Annotated in this window: 19 protein-coding genes; all 19 read left to right on the top strand. The window is 48.3% G+C overall.

What is annotated here, in order from left to right; translation table 11 throughout:
• Positions 1 to 4 precede the first annotated feature (4 nt).
• The 19 genes from H1S01_RS08100 (at position 5) to H1S01_RS08010 (ending at position 17,880) form a co-directional block, all read left to right on the top strand.
• Entirely contained in the window at positions 5 to 664 is a 660-nt protein-coding gene (locus tag H1S01_RS08100; RefSeq protein ID WP_188039589.1) for a response regulator, read from the top strand.
• Positions 665 to 1,007: 343 nt separating this feature from the next.
• A complete protein-coding gene (locus H1S01_RS22280) occupies positions 1,008 to 3,125 on the top strand; it encodes a DEAD/DEAH box helicase family protein (protein WP_188039588.1) in 2,118 nt (705 codons plus the stop codon).
• Between the two features lie 178 nt (positions 3,126 to 3,303).
• A complete protein-coding gene (locus H1S01_RS08090; RefSeq protein ID WP_188039587.1) occupies positions 3,304 to 4,233 on the top strand; it encodes a ComF family protein in 930 nt (309 codons plus the stop codon).
• An 88-nt stretch (positions 4,234 to 4,321) separates the two neighbouring features.
• Positions 4,322 to 4,750 (top strand): TIGR03826 family flagellar region protein, encoded by a 429-nt coding sequence (locus tag H1S01_RS08085; protein ID WP_188039586.1) that lies wholly within the window; start codon positions 4,322 to 4,324, stop codon positions 4,748 to 4,750.
• A gap of 131 nt (positions 4,751 to 4,881) precedes the next feature.
• Complete coding sequence (locus H1S01_RS08080; protein WP_188039585.1) at positions 4,882 to 5,190, top strand: flagellar biosynthesis anti-sigma factor FlgM; 309 nt, start codon at positions 4,882 to 4,884, stop codon at positions 5,188 to 5,190.
• 19 nt (positions 5,191 to 5,209) lie between these two features.
• Complete coding sequence (locus tag H1S01_RS08075) at positions 5,210 to 5,758, top strand: flagellar protein FlgN (protein WP_188039584.1); 549 nt, start codon at positions 5,210 to 5,212, stop codon at positions 5,756 to 5,758.
• A gap of 43 nt (positions 5,759 to 5,801) precedes the next feature.
• Positions 5,802 to 7,934, top strand: a complete 2,133-nt coding sequence (flgK, locus tag H1S01_RS08070; RefSeq protein WP_188039583.1) for a flagellar hook-associated protein FlgK — start codon at positions 5,802 to 5,804, stop codon at positions 7,932 to 7,934.
• Between the two features lie 53 nt (positions 7,935 to 7,987).
• Positions 7,988 to 8,890 (top strand): flagellar hook-associated protein FlgL, encoded by a 903-nt coding sequence (gene flgL / locus H1S01_RS08065; RefSeq protein ID WP_188039582.1) that lies wholly within the window; start codon positions 7,988 to 7,990, stop codon positions 8,888 to 8,890.
• 36 nt (positions 8,891 to 8,926) lie between these two features.
• Entirely contained in the window at positions 8,927 to 9,499 is a 573-nt protein-coding gene (locus H1S01_RS08060; protein WP_188039581.1) for a DUF6470 family protein, read from the top strand.
• Between the two features lie 48 nt (positions 9,500 to 9,547).
• Complete coding sequence (fliW, locus tag H1S01_RS08055) at positions 9,548 to 10,024, top strand: flagellar assembly protein FliW (RefSeq protein ID WP_188039580.1); 477 nt, start codon at positions 9,548 to 9,550, stop codon at positions 10,022 to 10,024.
• Between the two features lie 3 nt (positions 10,025 to 10,027).
• Positions 10,028 to 10,273 carry a carbon storage regulator CsrA gene (gene csrA, locus H1S01_RS08050; RefSeq protein WP_188039579.1) on the top strand — a complete coding sequence of 82 codons (246 nt, stop codon included), beginning with the start codon at positions 10,028 to 10,030 and terminating at the stop codon, positions 10,271 to 10,273.
• A 14-nt stretch (positions 10,274 to 10,287) separates the two neighbouring features.
• Positions 10,288 to 11,355, top strand: a complete 1,068-nt coding sequence (locus tag H1S01_RS08045; RefSeq protein WP_188039578.1) for a glycosyltransferase — start codon at positions 10,288 to 10,290, stop codon at positions 11,353 to 11,355.
• Between the two features lie 252 nt (positions 11,356 to 11,607).
• Positions 11,608 to 12,429 (top strand): flagellin N-terminal helical domain-containing protein, encoded by an 822-nt coding sequence (locus tag H1S01_RS08040; RefSeq protein ID WP_188039577.1) that lies wholly within the window; start codon positions 11,608 to 11,610, stop codon positions 12,427 to 12,429.
• Positions 12,430 to 12,495: 66 nt separating this feature from the next.
• Positions 12,496 to 13,314 carry a flagellin N-terminal helical domain-containing protein gene (locus tag H1S01_RS08035; RefSeq protein ID WP_188039576.1) on the top strand — a complete coding sequence of 273 codons (819 nt, stop codon included), beginning with the start codon at positions 12,496 to 12,498 and terminating at the stop codon, positions 13,312 to 13,314.
• A gap of 259 nt (positions 13,315 to 13,573) precedes the next feature.
• Positions 13,574 to 14,395 (top strand): flagellin N-terminal helical domain-containing protein, encoded by an 822-nt coding sequence (locus tag H1S01_RS08030; protein WP_188039575.1) that lies wholly within the window; start codon positions 13,574 to 13,576, stop codon positions 14,393 to 14,395.
• A 102-nt stretch (positions 14,396 to 14,497) separates the two neighbouring features.
• A complete protein-coding gene (locus H1S01_RS08025; protein ID WP_188039574.1) occupies positions 14,498 to 14,896 on the top strand; it encodes a flagellar protein FlaG in 399 nt (132 codons plus the stop codon).
• 29 nt (positions 14,897 to 14,925) lie between these two features.
• On the top strand, positions 14,926 to 17,019 hold the full coding sequence (gene fliD, locus H1S01_RS08020; RefSeq protein WP_188039573.1) for a flagellar filament capping protein FliD: 2,094 nt from the start codon (positions 14,926 to 14,928) through the stop codon (positions 17,017 to 17,019).
• Positions 17,020 to 17,050: 31 nt separating this feature from the next.
• The gene (gene fliS / locus H1S01_RS08015) at positions 17,051 to 17,464 is read left to right on the top strand and encodes a flagellar export chaperone FliS (RefSeq protein ID WP_243237147.1); all 414 of its coding nucleotides are present in this window, start codon (positions 17,051 to 17,053) and stop codon (positions 17,462 to 17,464) included.
• Positions 17,464 to 17,880 carry a hypothetical protein gene (locus tag H1S01_RS08010; protein ID WP_188039572.1) on the top strand — a complete coding sequence of 139 codons (417 nt, stop codon included), beginning with the start codon at positions 17,464 to 17,466 and terminating at the stop codon, positions 17,878 to 17,880. The genes fliS and H1S01_RS08010 overlap by 1 nt, the downstream gene beginning before the upstream one ends.
• Positions 17,881 to 17,888 lie beyond the last annotated feature (8 nt).

Raw genomic sequence — 17,888 nt, 5'->3', positions numbered from 1 at the left:
CATCATGGAACCCATCCGAATTCTGCTTGCTGACGATCATACGTTGCTCCGTCGAGGGCTGCGTAAGATACTAGAGTTGGATCCACAGTTTCGTGTTCTCGACGAGGTTGGCGACGGGCAAGGCGCTATCAATTTAGCCCGGAAGTTAAACCCAGACGTCATCCTGATGGATATTCACATGCCTGGTGTAAATGGCGTGGAAGCGACTCGGGTGCTGAAGCGCGAGCTCCCGGAAACGGGGATCATCATTTTGACGGCTCATGAGGAAGAAGAACATATTCTTGAACTGATCGAGGCGGGTGTCGACGGGTATCTGTTGAAGGATGTCAGCCCCGATACGCTCTATAGCGCCATCCTCTGTGTGGCCCGAGGTGAGTCGGTGCTGAACCCCTCCGTGGTGAGCAAAGCGATTCAACGTGCCCGAGGTCAAAAAGGCGATGAAGGCGAAGCGTCCTTTCATCCTGCCGATGAACTAACGGAACGGGAACTAGATGTGCTCAAACTGATTGCTCAGGGTACGACCAATGCCCTGATCGCCAAGACCCTCTTTATCAGCGAAAAAACGGTGAAAAACCATATCACCAATATATTTCGGAAATTGCAGGTCAAAGACCGGACACAGGCGGCTTTGTATGCGATCAAACATCGTCTCGTAAAAATGTGAGGATTTCTAGCACCACCGCAGGTGTATGTAAAAGACTCTGTTCCAAGATGCTATTTTTTGTGCCAGTAAGAAAACCTGGGCGACAATTTGATAGTGATTCAGAAACCAGTTATTTTCGTTGGAGAATAACTGGTTTTTCATTTCCAAGAGATGTTTTCGAAGTGAACATTAAGAGTTTTAAAAGAAAACATTTTAATTAAAAAATTACCATTTTACCTAAGAATTGTCTTCTGTAGTTGTGAGCAAAAAGTGGACTGTTCCAAAATATTGCAGAACGAAGAAGGAAAAGGTCGGTCGAGGGAGAATGAATTATAGGAAAAATATGTAAGAGGGGTGATGCTCGGTGGTTTGCCTCAAGGGGTCTGTCTATCTAGCCCGGGGCAAGGGGAAATCCTGGTTTGGCTTTACCCATGATCCGGCTCTCGACTTGACGATTCTCCATCCCGAAGGAGTAGACAGCCTTGTGTCACTAACGCCGAACATGCCCATAGGCATCGCCTTGTACATTTTGCAGCGGCTTCGAGCTGAAGCGGAGAAAAAGAATCCTGCTGAATTTCAACCCCGGCCGTCTCAGACGGGTCGATTCTGGCGCAAATTGGCTCATACCCTCGGTTGGGGATTGTTGGAGCCGGCCGATCATGGGGTCGCTGAAAAGGAAAGCCATGAGTACATCTACGGTCGACCAGTGATTGAAAAAAGTGATCCTGAGTTAAGCTTCTGGTCCCGCCGGACGATTACACTACTTCGGGGTCTTCATGAACTGCCAGAGGCTGCCACCGGTTTTCCCCTCCACGTCTACCGGCCCTCCGGGGGAGAGGAGTCTCTTTGCCAGTTGGCTGACTTGAGACGAGTAGCGCAAGTGCTCGAAGGCCGGCTTTTGTTTACATCGGAGCTGGAAATGGCTTTGGTAGAAAAGAGTCAACAGGACGGTATCCCCTTTCCCGTCGGCCAATTGGAGGATATCTTGCAAGTCCTGGCCTTAGCGGGAATCGTGGAGATCTACCCCTCTGTCATGATGACCGGCCCGGAACAAGTTCGCTGTGTCCGCTGCGGCCAGAACAGCCGGATTTCCGTCAGTCCCTGTGTTCGCTGTGGCAGGGAGAAGTGTTACTACTGTGAAGAATGCCTGACCATGGGGGAAGCGCGCCTTTGCCGGCCCCTCTACGGATTGGCTGGCGATGAAAACTGGGTTGCCCGGTGGAATCGGCACGTGCTCCCCTGGTTCATGGAAAGGCTTCCCGACTCTGTTCCGGAGACATGGGACAGAGAAGAGTTCGACTCACCTTCAGCCCAGGACACAACGACGGCTTCCGCTTCCAAGGAAGGATACAGTCCGCTCTGGCCCGTGCTGACCTTTCCCCTTACCCCGGCCCAGGAGGCGGCCAGCGAACAACTGCTGCATTGGCTAGCCGACAATTCTAAGGAACGGCGGGAGGCTCTCGTATGGGCGGCTTGCGGTGCCGGCAAGACCGAGGTTGCCTTTGCCGCCATCGCCCAAGTCTTGCGACGAGGCGGGCGGGTTCTTTTTGCCGTTCCCCGTCGGGACGTGGTGCTGGAACTGACTCCCCGACTGCAATCCGCTTTTCCGGGTATTCCCGTGACGACCCTTTACGGAGGGAGCCGGGAGCGGTTCGGCACGAGTCCATTGGTCGTGGCAACAACGCATCAAGCGATCCGCTTTTACCGGGCTTTCGACCTCGTTGTCCTCGATGAAGTCGACGCTTTTCCCTACCAGGGCAGCGCCATGCTCTATCATGCCGTTGCCCGTTCCCGCAAACGGCATGGTCCAGTGATTCTCATGACGGCCACTCCTGATGGTCAGATGAAAGGGGAAGTCCGGGCCAAGCGGATGCAACTGGTCAGCATCCCGGCTCGTCATCACGGACACCCGCTTCCCGTTCCGCAGATCCTTTTGGAAAAGGAGTGGCGCTGGGACCGGGAACAGCTGATCTTTCCCGAGAAACTGCTTACATTCTTACACCGCAGTGTGGAAGGAGACCTGTCCCAGGTCTTCCTCTTCGTTCCCTCTGTTTTTTTAGCTCACCGTGTCGGTGAATCTCTGAAAGCGGCGACCCGTCTTCCGCCTTTCAACGATTTTAAAGGCACCTGGGTCGAATATAGCCATTCCCGCGACCCTGATCGGGAAGCAAAACGGCAGCGCTTCAGCCGGCAACTCTTTCCCATTTTTGTCACTACCTCCATCATGGAACGAGGCATCACGGTACCCCGAGCAAACGTGGTCGTCTTGTTTGCCGAAAATGAGCGGATCTATGACGAGCGTACCTTGATCCAAATGGCCGGCCGCGCTGGTCGTTCCACAGAACGCCCCTATGGAGATGTATGGTTTGTGGCGACAAAAATAACGGCAGCCATGCAAGAGGCTGTCGATGCGATTCACTGGCTAAACGGGCAGGCGCAAAAGCAAGGCTTTTTACTTTCGGATGAGAAAGCGGCTCAGTGAGAATAGATGAGTGCTTAACAAAATAATCGGGCTTATAGAATGTGCCAGAGCTTAGAGTTTGTCGAACTATGGAGTTTATGGAGCTTGTGAAGTTAAAGGAAAAAATAAGAGCAAAAAGAGTTATGGAGTTATAGCGTTATGAGTTTTGAGAGGTAAGAGGAGATGAGGTTGATGAGCAGTGCAGGAAAGGAGCAATGAAGAGACTGGATTTCGACTGCGTTGGAGGACGGAAGAGACAGGTGAACGAAATGACGGACATGGAGATCAAATAAAACCAAAAGAACTGGATAGATACTTAGATTGGTTCGCAGCGATCAAAGAGACACTGTTTCCGGCCCTTCCAGATTGTCCACTTTGCCAGCAAGCCCTGTCTATCTACGGGCAAGCCCCGGGACGGACTGGGATCTGCCGCCGCTGTGCCGGGGAACTGGAGCAAATTCGTCTCGGTAAAGTCCAATGCAGCCGATGTGGGAAGTATATGGAGACGGCGGGGGGACAGACAGAACTGAGTTTATCGGCATCCAAGTGCTCAGACTGTACTCGGCGGGAACCGCCCTTCCTACAGGCCTGGAACATCGGTCCCTATGAGGGGATGCTCCGCCAGTGGATTCATGATCTAAAATATCGAGGATATCAAAAGATGGCCCGCCCCTTAGGCCAGATGCTGGCTCAAAGACTCTGGGAAGGCGTTCCTCGAAGCAGTTGGCTGAACCCCTGGGGAGAATTGCGCGGTGCGGTGATCGTACCGATCCCCTTGCATCCAGAAAAATGTTACCGCCGGAACTTTAATCAGGCCAGTCTCATCGCCGAAACCGTTTGTGATGAGACTGGCCTTCCCCTCGCCGATCTCCTGGGACGGCGCGCCGACCGGACGGCTCAGGCCAAACTAGGCCGCAACGAACGCTTTCGCAATTTAGAAGGTCAGTTTTTTATCCAAGAGGATGAAAAGAATCTATTGACCACCACGGCCAAGAAACCATCGACAGCGGTCATCGTCGATGATGTATATACCACCGGTGCAACGGTGGCTGAGGCATCCCGCCCATTGATGGAATGGGGTGTTGAAAAGATATTCGTATTGACAGTAGCCGCTGGGATTGGTATTTAAGGGGGTCTTCAAGGTGTGATTGCTATTGTACCGACTACCCTCTCTCGGATATAATAAAAAAAAGTGTGGAGAAGAGGGATATTGAAAGATGAATGTAAAAAATTGTCCGCGATGTAACCGGATTTTTATCCCTCAAGGCGGTCGAAGAATTTGTCCGGTTTGTGTACGAGAAGAAGAAGAAAAATATGAAAAGGTACGGGAATACCTTCGGGAGTACCCCGGAGCCACCTTGCTTGAGGTCGTCAATGCGACTGGTGTAGACGAGGATACGATTTTGCAGTATATCAAAGAGGGACGGATTGAGGCGTCTGATTTTCAAGATGCCGCTATCGAATGTGAACGCTGTCGAACGCCCATCTCCAGCGGCAGACTTTGCGCAAAGTGTCAAGGCGACTTGGCCCGGGAATTGCAGCAGGCTGCCGGCTCTTTTCGGTCGCAAACGCCGGAACGGGATACCAAAAGCCGCCCGAGAGATAAAATGTTTACTGCGGACATTACCGATAAATTTGACAAATAAGCTGGTGCGAACCAGCTTTTTTTATGCCGATGCTAAAGTTTTTTGTTCCGGGAAACGATATAAGCAGTAAAGAAAGACCTGCATATTCGATATGATTTGCTTTCATGGATAGACAGCGGGGGTGGGGAACGATGATCATATCATCCAATCAAATTCAACACGTGCTCCAGGTATACGGGGCCAAACGACTGGAAAAAGGAAGCGGAATGGCGGAAACTTCCAGAGTCAAAGGCTCCGGTCAGGACACGGTCAACGTTTCGGAAGAGGCCCGTCTCTTGCAAGCGGCGATGAAGGCCGTTCGAGAAGCTCCAGAAGAGCGGGAGCAAATCGTAAACACTTTAGGTCAGGCTGTACGTTCCGGCACGTACTCGGTCACGGGAGACCAGATTGCCGAGAAGTTGCTCGGCCGCGATTTGGTGGATCGGCTAGGCTCTGAATAAGGGAAAAAGGTGAACAGCCATGACATTAAAACATGAGGCCCCCTCGGGTGCGGTAGGAACGGGGAACGACACTCGGGAGGGCCTTTTTGAGCAGTTAAAAAATATCTTAGCCATGCAGTATCGCTTACTAAATGCCTTGCTGATCCTAGCGAAGAAAAAAGAAACCTTTTTAGTAAAGGCAGAATTGCCAGAGATTCAGAAAATCACGGAAGCAGAAAACACGCTCATCCTGCAATTAGGGCATGTGGAACGACAGCGCCAAAAGGGCATGGATGATCTGCTTCCTCTAGTGGGTCTGCATCCAAGTGCCCCATTGTCTGAACTGCTTTTAGTGATACCGGTGTTTTGGCAGGCAGAATACACTGCCCAGCAAGAAAAACTAACAGAAGTCATCCAAGCGATCGATAACCAAAACAGCCGGAACAAAGAGTTGATCGAAAAGTCCCTTGAATATTACCAGTGGTACTACGACATCTTGTCCCGCGCTTCCGAATCGACGATTCCTTCCTACGGACCACAGGGCGATTCTACCTCGATGAGGGCGTCTTTTCTCAATAAAAAGATATAGATAGGATATAGAAAACGAAGAGAGCGATGATGGGAGGATATATATGCTATCCAGCTTTTTTGGCTTGGAGATCGCCCGGCGAGGGTTGATGTCAAATAAGATGGGTCTCGATGTGACAGGCCATAACATCGCCAATGCGAATACCGAAGGCTATTCACGGCAAACGGTCGTCCTCGGGACCACGCCGTCCTTATTTCAGCCCTCCCTGCACCGTTCTAACAGTGCAGGACAGATCGGGACAGGGGTGAACGTAGACGAGATTCGTCGATACCGAGACTCTTTTCTCGATATGCAGTATCGTAACGAAAGCCGTTCTTTGGGATACTGGAACATCCAATCGGATGTCCTGCAAAAAATCCAAAACCTCTTGGGAGAGCAAAATGACACGGGACTATCGAAGGTGATGGACCAATTTTGGGAGTCTCTCGAAGATTTGACGGCCCATCCGGAACAGCCGGCTGCTCGAGGGGTCGTCATCCAACGGGGTAAGGCCGTGGCGGAGACTTTTTCCTACCTCAGCCGTCAGCTTCGCCAGTTAGAAACAGACTATAACGATAAAGTCAAATCAACGGTGGACACGATCAACTCCTATGGAAAACAGATCGCCGACTTGAACAAACAAATTCTGGCGATTGAAGTAGGTACCGATAAAGCGAACGACCTGCGTGATAAACGAGACCTGCTCTTAGATAAGCTATCCTCTCTGATCGATATCACCGTGTCCGAAGACAGCCGGGGAATGGTCAATGTCGGTGCCGGTAACGGAAGCCTTGTCACAGGTGTGAGCAGCAGGGAAATCCACTATGACAACAGCATCCCCGATGCGAACGGAAAACGCTTGTACGAAGTCTTTTGGGATACGGGCACTGCTTGCGTCGCAAACAGCGGCGAACTGAAAGGCTGTTTGGAAGCCCGGGGGGCGATGGTACCCAAAGGAGAAACGAACGTATTCGGTACGCAGAACTTTGACTGGCAGGCCAATGTCGATGTTCCAAGCCGTGCTTCTGTAGTGGACGTAACGAGCGATACCATCGTCGGGACTTATCAATTTCACATAAATACTGCAGCCGCGAAGTCTAATGCAACGATGGCTGTCTTTGCCGCTCCGGCAGCCGGGCATAGCGAAACATATAAGATTACCGGTCTCGACGGAAAAACCAGCAGCTTTCAAATAAGCTCGACCGAAACCATCGATGATGCGGTCAAAAAGTTCAATGCACTAACCTCGATCACCGGAGTGGAAGCCACAAAGTCCGGGGGTGCGATTCAATTAACGGCGACAAAGTATGGTGTATATAACTTTTCCGTTGAACGGTTTAATGATGCCGCTACGCCTGCTAGCCTTGAGCTTCAAAATAGTACCGGCGGTGCCAATGTAGTCATAACCAACCCCGTTACGGTAAACATCGGTTCTGGAACAACGACTGTCGGCGTTGACAAAGTTGACGGTACTCGGGTTACCCTGAAGAACGGATTGGTCGTCGATGTAACCGGCACTAATGGCACAAACGTAAATGTAGACATTACCAAACGAGAAGGCATCGTCCCCGACATGCGGCGTAGACTACAGAAACTGGCGTTAACCTTTGCTTCACAGATCAACCAGGTTCATGAGCAGGGCGTTTCCCTGGAAGATATTCAAAAAAACTCAGGTGGTATTCTTATACCCAGTAAGATCAAGTTTTTTGTGGATTCTGTTGCCTATAATAATTCGAGTTCTTACATCGATCCTACAGATTTAGAAAATCTGATCATCAATCCAGTCCTCGATGACTCTTCCAAGTTGGCTGCCGGCAGGCCCGAGAGTAGCAGCATTACGCCGTATCCTACCACTACTTATGAAGGTGATGGGCGTAACGCCTTGGCCCTCTCTCAGTTAAAATACAACGATGTCGACACGTTCCCGCAGCCTTGTACATTAGATGACTATTATCGTAATATCATTGGCGACTTGGGCGTAAACGGACAACAGGCAACCCGTATGTCTGAAAACCAAACTACGCTCACTGAAACGGTCAAAGGTCAGCGGGATGCGATCACCAGTGTGTCCCTCGATGAGGAATTGACGAACATGATCCGTTATCAGCAAGCGTATAACTCTGCGGCACGGATGATCACGGCGGCGGACGAAATGCTTGACACGATCATCAGCCGAATGGGCGTTGTTGGTCGATAATAGAACCGCTTGTTGAAATATGACGTTAGTGGATGAATAGGAGGGGGCATTCAGTGCGAATTACCCAGTCTATGATGACCGGTACAGTTATGCGAAACCTGAATAACATCATGAAGCAGATGGATAAGACGGAGTATCAAATGTCATCCGGACAAAAGTACCGTCTGCCTGAAGATAATCCGGTCGGAACTGTTCAGACTTTGACCTACCGCAGTGCGTTAGTCGAGACAAATAAATACCTCGATAATGCCCGGGAAGCAGGGATCTGGCTCGATAACACCGATTCCGCCTTCACCGAAGTAACCAGTGTCGTCCAACGGGTACGTACACTGTTAGAGGAAGCGAATACGGACACGATGACGCCGGAAGGACGTCAAGCTATCAGTGAAGAGGTTGCTCAATTGGCAGACCATCTTAAACAGATCGCCAATACGACCGTAGGAGGGCGCTATATTTTTGGTGGAACCAATACAGCGAATCCACCGGCGACATTCAGTGGCACCTCATACAGTTGGAGCGGAAACGACTGTGAAATTCAAGTGGAAATAGACGCTAAAGCGACGGTTCCGATGAACAGTATTGGGAAAAAAATATTTGCCGACGATGTTACAGGCACTACTGATCCGAACCAGCAAGGCCTGCTCAACTTCTTGCAATCGGCAGCGACTACCCTCGGGGCTGGGAACCAGTTTAACTATCTAGGAAGGCTCGATAAGTTATCGGATAAGGTGCTGGAGGAGCAGGCGAATATCGGGGCTCGAGAAAACCGTATCGAATTTACCAATAACCGCTTGCAAAGCTTTGAGCAGACGATGACCGATAACCTTGCCCAAGTCGCTGACGCCGATATCGCTCAGGTGATCATCGACCTAAAAACCCAGGAGAACGTTTTTCGTTCTGCTTTGTCGGCAGGAGCCCGCATTATTCAGCCAAGCTTAGCAGACTTCCTCAAGTAGACTGTAAGGACTGGTAAGACTTAGGGGGAGTGACTTATGGAATTCCCGAGGATACAAATCGAGCAGCAGTTTACCCGCATTCAAGCACAGACCATACCCCGGCGGTTTGAGCTTCATAACGAGCTGCCCCAACTGACCTTCGAGCGCTCCCAACCTCACGTGGAAATTACCCGTACGCCCCCACAGGTCCAGATTGACCAGACGGCTGCCCGTGCCAGTGTAGGCTTCCGGAAGATGGTCGATCTAGAAGCCTATCAAGCCCAGCTAGCCATGCAAAACAGTTATGAATACATCGAAAAAAAAGCGGAGGAAGGCGATCGGATTGGCGCGATCGAGAACAAAGAGAACCCAATCCCGGACATCGCTTTAGAGAGCGCCTTTCCCGAGACGCCTGAAATCAATATAGCCAGCCTGCCGGCGGAACGACCCCAAATCGATGTCACTCTCGGCCAGCTAAGCTTTAACTTTACGCCGAGCACCATCAACTATCAATTTACGCCGGGATCCGTATCAGGAGAGTACCAACCTAGCCGGGTATCCATATCCGTCGTTCAACAAGGCTATGTTAAAATCACGCCGCCTCCGCCAAAGATATCGCTGACAGTATAGAAAAAGCGTATCAGAGAAATGGTGAATGGAGAAAGGGAGGTACTTGCTTTGCAAGTTCAAAACGATATCATCGATACGCCAGAGATAAATGGAAATGGTGTCATCCGTTTTGAACGGGGGATTCCGGGGTTTGAAGAAGAAAGGAGTTTCCTTCTGGTTCCATTGGATGGAAAAGCTCCTTTTTATTTTTTACAAAGTGCGGACAATCCCCTGTTGCGGTTTATTGCCTGTGAGCCCTTTCGGTTATTATCGAAGTATGAAGTCGAACTGACGGAAAAGGATTTACGAGATCTCTTATTGGAAAAAGAAGAGGACGCCTTCATCCTTCTTATCCTGACGCCGGCCGAACGAATCCAAGAAAGCACCATTAATTTAAAAGCTCCTGTAGTGATCAATGTAAAAAAGCGGCTAGCGAAACAAGTGATCTTGGAAAACGATCAGTACACGACACGGCACTGGCTGAACGGGGAAAAAGTCGACCCGACGAACTCTCGGACCTCGGCAGAGGCTGGAAGGGGACGTTAATACATGCTAGTTCTTACACGCAAAAATGGGGAGTCCTTACTGATCGGGGAAGAGATCGAAATTGTTGTGCTCGATGTACGGGGAGATCAAGTCAAAATCGGCATAACCGCCCCTAAGAGTGTCCGTGTAATGCGCAAAGAGGTCCTGGAATCGATCGAGCGGGCAAACCGGGCCTCCGTAGTGACGTCAAAACCTGAAGAGATACTTCCGTTTCTAGAAGGCTTGCCGACGAGTCCTGGAAGTGAATAAAGGAACATACGAGAATGAAAAGACTGTCCTTAGCGATGATTGTCAAAAATGAATCGAAAAACTTATCGAACTGTCTGTCCAGTGTCAAAGGGATCGTAGATGAAATTGTGATTGTTGATACAGGATCTTCCGATGACACCAAAGAGATCGCTCGCTCCTATGGGGCGAAGATTTATGATTACACCTGGGAAAATGATTTTTCCAAAGCCCGGAATGTTTCGCTGCAAAATTGTACGGGTGATTGGATCTTGGTCTTAGATGCTGATGAGACAGTGATTAAGGGCGAACGAAAGCTCTTTGACCGCTACATGAACACCATGCATGCGATAGGGCGCGTTCGGAGAATGAATAAGTTTTTGCAAGGGGAAGAGATTCGCTATTCCCAAGATTTCATTTCCCGCCTTTTTCCTCGCGGGGCTTATTACGAGGGGAGAGTTCATGAGCAGGTCATATCCGATTTACCTCGCTTTAATACCGAGATCGATCTGCACCACGAGGGGTACTTCCAGACGGACAAAACAGAAAGAAACTTGACGATACTGTTGACGATGCTCGATGAAAACCCATCGGACCCGTACACCTTATACCAAGTAGGGAAACAATACCGATTGAATAAGCGGTATGATACGGCAGAGCCCTATTTTGAAAAGTGTTATCAACAAATCAGTGTTCAAGAGATTTATCGACCATCTCTAGTCGTAAATTATTTATATAACCTATTAAACACGAAAAACTTTAAAATAGGACTTGAAGTCATTGCCAATGAGAAAACTATTTTAGCGGATTACCCCGATTTCCACTTTGCCTGTGGACTCTTTTACATGGAACTGATTTTTACAGACATCCAAAAATATGTACACCTGTTCCCACTAATCGAACAATCCTACCGGACCTGTCTCGAATTAGGTGAGACAAGGAAGTATGACAGTGTCATCGGAACAGGGACTTTTCTCCCGCTCTATAACCTGGGTGTATTCTACGAAAGCCTGGGCGATCGAAGCAAGGCCTTAGATTACTACCGGCAATCGGCCGCTTATGATTATCTACCGGCTTGTAACCGGATAGCAAAACTTGAAAACTAATAAGCTAAACCCAAACCATTCCATTTTTTCAATGGGATGGTTTTTGATTTTTAAAAATATTAAGATATGGGTGGATAACCAAGAAAAAGCCCAAGATATGTCGAAAAACGAATTAAATCGGCTAAAAAGGCTAATTTCAATGATTAATTAATTGTGGCTGTGTGTCGATAAAAATTGTGTAAACAGTTACGCTCCGCTCCAATAACAAGAAGACCAAGGATGGTCTACTAAAAATCATGGAGGAATGTAAAAATGATCATCAACCACAACATCAGCTCCCTCAATGCGCAGCGTCAGCTGGGTATTACTGACGGTGCCATGAACAAGTCGCTGGAAAAACTCAGTTCGGGTCTGCGGATCAACCGTGCTGGGGACGATGCGGCCGGTCTGGCTATCTCCGAAAAAATGCGCGGGCAAATCAACGGGTTAAATCAAGCTACTCGGAACGCCCAAGATGGCATTTCCTTGATCCAGACGGCTGAAGGCGCCCTCAATGAAACCCATTCGATTTTACAGCGGATGCGGGAACTGGCCGTTCAAGCTTCTAACGACACGAACGTCACTGAAGACCGTTCAGCCATCAAAACGGAAATCACCGAACTGCAGTCTGAATTGACCCGGATCGGCAAAACGACCCAGTTCAACAAACAGAACCTGTTAAACGGTTCCTTCACTGGCAAAGTCCTTCTCATCGGGGCGAACAGCGGTCAAATCATGACACTGACCATTGGGAAGTTTACCGCTGGTGCCGGTGGTTCGCTGCAAGTTAACGCCATCTCCGTGTCAAACGCCTCTAAAGCAGAAAACGCGATTACCACGCTCGATACGGCTATTAAAAGTGTATCGACACAACGTGCTCAACTTGGTGCTTGGCAGAACCGCTTAGAACATACGATTGCAAACTTGAACGTCGCTGGCGAGAACCTGCAAGCCGCTGAATCTCAGATTCGAGACGTTGACATGGCGAAGGAAATGACCAGCTTCACCCGTTCGCAGATTCTTTCCCAAGCAGGCACATCGATGCTAGCTCAGGCAAACCAAAAACCTCAATCGGTTCTTTCCTTGCTTCGCTAATCTTATCACACCCTTAAATTAAGCCGACCATGGATGGTCAGATAAACAGTCATGGAGGAATGCAAGATGATTATCAACCACAACATCAGTTCCTTGAATGCCCAGCGTCAACTTGGTATTACCGACGGTGCTATGAGCAAATCCCTGGAAAAGCTTAGCTCTGGTTTGCGCATCAACCGTGCTGGCGACGACGCCGCAGGTCTTGCCATCTCGGAAAAAATGCGTGGTCAGATTAACGGCTTAAACCAGGCCACCCGTAACGCCCAAGACGGAATTTCTTTAATTCAGACGGCTGAAGGTGCTCTTAATGAGACCCATTCGATTCTGCAACGGATGCGGGAACTTGCCGTTCAAGCTTCCAACGATACGAACGTCACCGAAGATCGTGCTGCAATTACAACGGAATTGTCAGAGCTGCAGAAGGAACTGACTCGAATCGGCAAGACTACTCAGTTCAACAAACAGGCTCTATTAGACGGCTCCTTCGCTGCGAAGACGCTCCTCATCGGAGCGAACAGCGGTCAAATCATGACGATGACCATCGGAAAGTTTACGGCAGGTGGTGGCGGTTTAGCAGTCACCGGAATTAGTGTGATGAGCGATGGTTCTGCTCAAGCTGCGATCACTACACTTGATAGTGCCATTAAAAGTGTCTCTACTCAACGAGCCCAGTTAGGTGCCTGGCAGAACCGCCTGGAACACACTGTGGCTAACTTGAACGTATCTAGTGAAAACCTGCAAGCAGCTGAATCTCAAATCCGTGATGTCGATATGGCTAAGGAAATGACCAGCTTCACCCGATCGCAGATTCTTTCTCAAGCAGGTACGTCGATGCTCGCTCAAGCAAACCAGAAGCCCCAATCAGTGCTTTCCTTACTTCGATAATCCTAAACAAAAAGGCGGCCGGAAATCTACCGGCCGCCTTTTTGACTATGTTTTTCAAAATGGCTCGTAAATAAGGCTGCAAAATGGTTAAATATTCGTTAAACAGGAGAAAACCAATGACATTTATTTACTAGCCAAAATTTTGGGCGTATTTGGCTTCAAACAAGTAAATATACGGCTAAATTTATTTCCATTCCTCTCGATAATAAAAATGTAAGGCCATGGAAGGCCTGAGAAAAATCAGGGAGGAATGGTTTCCATGATTGTTAACCACAACCTAAGCTCCATCAACGCCCAACGTCAATTAGGCATCACCAACTTCTCGATGAACAAGTCTCTGGAAAAACTCTCTTCGGGCCTGCGGATTAACCGTGCTGGTGACGATGCAGCTGGTCTGGCCATCTCGGAAAAAATGCGCGGTCAGATCAACGGTCTCAACCAGGCTGTGCGGAACGCCCAAGACGGCATCTCGCTGATTCAGACGGCGGAAGGTGCCCTGAACGAAACCCACTCGATTCTGCAGCGCATGCGTGAACTGTCCGTGCAAGCATCTAACGACACGAACGTAAGTGAAGACCGTTCGGCTATCGCTACCGAAATTGGCGAACTTCAAAAAGAACTGACCCGGATCGGTAAAACCACCGAGTTCAACAAACAGAACCTGTTAAACGGTTCCTTCACTAACAAAATCCTTCTCATCGGGGCGAACAGCGGTCAAGTCATGACACTGACCATTGGGAAGTTTACCGCTGGTGCCGGTGGTTCGCTGCAAGTTAACGCCATCTCCGTGTCAAACGCCTCTAAAGCAGAAAACGCGATTACCACGCTCGATACGGCTATTAAAAGTGTATCGACGCAACGTGCCCAATTGGGTGCATGGCAAAACCGTCTTGAGCACACTATTGCTAACTTGAACGTCGCTGGCGAGAACCTGCAAGCTGCCGAATCACAAATCCGGGACGTCGACATGGCTAAGGAAATGACCAACTTCACCCGTACACAAATTCTGTCTCAAGCAGGCACTTCTATGCTTGCCCAAGCCAACCAAAAACCGCAATCAGTTCTTTCCTTACTCCGTTAATTTCTCCAACTCAAAAAGGCCGACCGGTACCGACCGGTTGGCCTTTTTTAACATTCGACTGAAATGCCTCATGGTAATGTATCTAAAAGGAGAGTGACCAAAATGGAGATTCACACCGATGGAAATCGGCTCAGTGTAAAGACTAATCAGGTAAATGTTACGAATTCAAGTGTAAGAGAGAACGACATCATACTTGAGGCAAATAAAGCTTTGTTAGCCGACGGGGATAAAGAGAATCTCGGTGAAGGAAATATATCATTCAAACCGTCACTTGACAGCGAACAAAAAGTAAAAAAAATGGTCCAACAAATCAACGATACCCTTGAGCAATTTAACTCTCATTTAAAATTTTCTGTTCATGAAAAAACAGGGCAAATCATGGTTCAGATCATCGACGATAAAAACGATAAAGTAATTAAGGAGATCCCACCGAAAAAACTACTCGATTTCGCGGCAGCCTTAGAGGAAGTAGCTGGGTTGTTAGTGGATAAACGAGTGTAAATGATTGAATCTGTCAGGGAGGAATCATTATGAGCGGCAGCATACAACTAGGCGGTATCGTATCCGGTTTGGATACGCAATCCATCATTGATCAATTGATGGCCGTAGAATCGAAACCATTGACCCAATTACAGTCAAAAAAGCAAACGTTGCAGTTTCGGAAAGATGCCTATACTGAATTTAAGTTGAAGATGAATTCCCTTCGCGACAAGGCCGAAGCCCTATACAGAACTACCGGTTTTTCGGCGACGACGGGTACCTCTAGTGACACCTCTGTAGCTACAGTTAAACCGGGAACCAATGCCGTACCGGGTTCCTATAAACTTCAAGTGTCCTCTTTGGCTACGAGTACACGGGTTTCGTATGACAACATCACATTTTTGCAACCAGCTACATCGGCAACGTTAACGGGAAAAGCACTCGTCCCTTCGGTAGACGTCACAAAAGTATTTAGCAATTATGCTTCCGGTGATCCCACTGGACTTGATCAGGTGAAGAGCGGAAAGCTCACTATAAATGGCGTGAGCATCAGCATCATCGAAGGCACCGACTCGATTAACACTGTATTGAACAAGATCAATGACTCGGCAGCTGGGGTAACCGCTTCTTGGGATGATACGAATCATAAGATGGTCTTAACCCAAAAAACAGCAGGTAGCTCGGGTAAGATTACCGTCAGTACAACCGCCAACGATAGTTCAAACTTTTTAGCGGCTATGGGTCTGAACACTACCGGTGATTACACTGTAACGGCCGGAACTGACGGGGGAGAAAAACGTGCCCTCTCAGATCTTACCCCCGCCGCAGGGGCCTTCCAGAGTGGATTTTTCAAAATAAACGGCTATACGATAAGCTATACCACTTCAGACTCAGTCCAATCTATTATCAATAAGATTAACAAAGGGGCAACAGGCGTAACCGCATTTTATGCCTATGACAGTTCCACGGGAAAAGGATCGATCAGCTTTACATCCGAAAAGACTGGAGCAGACCAAACGGTTAAACTTGAAGAAGACCCGTCACAAGGGAATTTTCTGCATCTTATGTTAGGAAACGACCCTAGTAATCCCTTAGACTATACCGCCCTTACTCAAGCGGGTACGAACGCACAATACAAAATTAACGATGTCGACATGTCCAGTTCAAGCAATGCGGTTACGTTTAACGGCATGGATATCTCTTTGTTGAAGAGCGGGGCTACCTCGTATATCACGATTAATCCCGATCAGGACAAGATTTTGCAGAATATCAAAGATTTTGTAAGCACGTACAACTCAACGGTGGATTACCTTTACGGTAAGCTGTCCGAGAAGAAAGTTACCGATCCCCAAAGCACTGACGACTTAAAGAAAGGCTTGCTTAAGTCAGAATCGGTAGTACGGGACGCTTACACTAATTTGCGCCGTATGGTTTCCTCAAATATTGCCGGAATGCCGGCAGAGATGAACAGCCTATCCGATATAGGGATTACCGGGAAGAAATACACTGACGACGGAGGAAAAAGTGGTCAGCTGAGTATCGATGAAGATAAGTTGAAAGAAGCAATTTCGACAAATCTCAGCGGTGTGATGGCTTTGTTCCAAACTCAAAAAGTACAAGTGGCTGATGAACAGGTGGGTCCGACAACAGCGGGAAAAACCGATTACCAGTTGGCTAAGAAAAACTTGTATGCTAATTCCTTCCCAACCTCGCTTTCAATTACGGATGGTTCCGGTACATCTATCGCGAGCCTGAATTATGTAACGGGTACGCCGGCAGCGGGAGAATTTACAATTGATTTGACTAGTGGCATATTAAAGCTGGGCACTGACCCCGGTACAGGGAACTACATCAAAAACATCTACTATTCCTATAATCCACAGAGTGATTACGAGGCGGGTTATGCGTCGCGCTTCAAATTCTATACGAACGGGATAACCAAGAGTGGGGGATCCCTCGACGCTGTAATCGGCAGCGACGGCAGTATTGCCAATGAAATCAGTCAAATCGACGACGATATTGATGCGCTGAACAAGCGTTTAGAGATGAAAAAAGAGACTTATACACGTAAGTTTACGGCCATGGAAGCGGCCTTGTCGAAGCTAAAATCGCAGACATCCTCCTTTACCTCCATGCTTTCGTAATAATAGATAATTCTGGGAGATGGTTTCTTATATGATGACGGAGAACTACCACCAACAGCAGGCTGCATTGGCACAATATCGGAACACAACCGTTCAGACGGCGGCCCCGGAGAAGCTTCTGATTATGTTATACGATGGGGCCATCCGCTTTCTTCAACAAGCGGTAAAAGCGATTGAGACGAAGGATTTCAATGACGCCCATGAAAAGCTGCTAAAAGCTCAAAATATCGTTGTGGAACTGATGGTTACATTGAATATGGACTATGAAATCTCTAAACAGCTAAAAAAGCTCTACGATTTCTTTTATCAGCAACTCGTTCAAGCGAACATAAAAAAGGAGACGAAGATCATTCTTGAGGTTGTTGATATGCTAACTGTTTTAAGGAATACCTGGGATGAAGCAGCCAAGCTTTCAAAGTCGCAATCGTTCTCCGGAGGCCGATAATGTCATCGAATGACTTACTTTCTCAAGTTCTTCTTGAGATGATTCAATTACTCCGCAAGGCCGAAAAGACGACAGATTCTGTTATAGCCGCTTTCGAAAAGGCAGAATTTGACGACATTGATTGGATAAACAAAACCCTAGAGCAGCGAGAGATTTTGTTGGCTCAGCTTTTAGATTTGAACCAATTAAGAAATACGCTAGATGATCCCACTAGGAAACAGAAGAGCTTGTCAGTAATTTTAGATGCACTGATCAGATCAATCGCGGTAAAAGATGCTAAAATCCTTGAACGAATGATGGTACTCAGAGGGCGTTTGCTCGGGGAATATCGGCAGTTATCCTCCGATTATCAAGGGGTATCAAGGTACGGGGCCTATGTCGATGCGAATCCTAAGCTATTTAACCACCAAGGGTAGGAGGGTTT

Origin of the sequence: Heliobacterium chlorum (assembly GCF_014502795.1) — a bacterium.
Lineage (GTDB): Bacteria > Bacillota > Desulfitobacteriia > Heliobacteriales > Heliobacteriaceae > Heliobacterium > Heliobacterium chlorum.
This window is presented reverse-complemented; position numbering and strand designations above follow the sequence as displayed.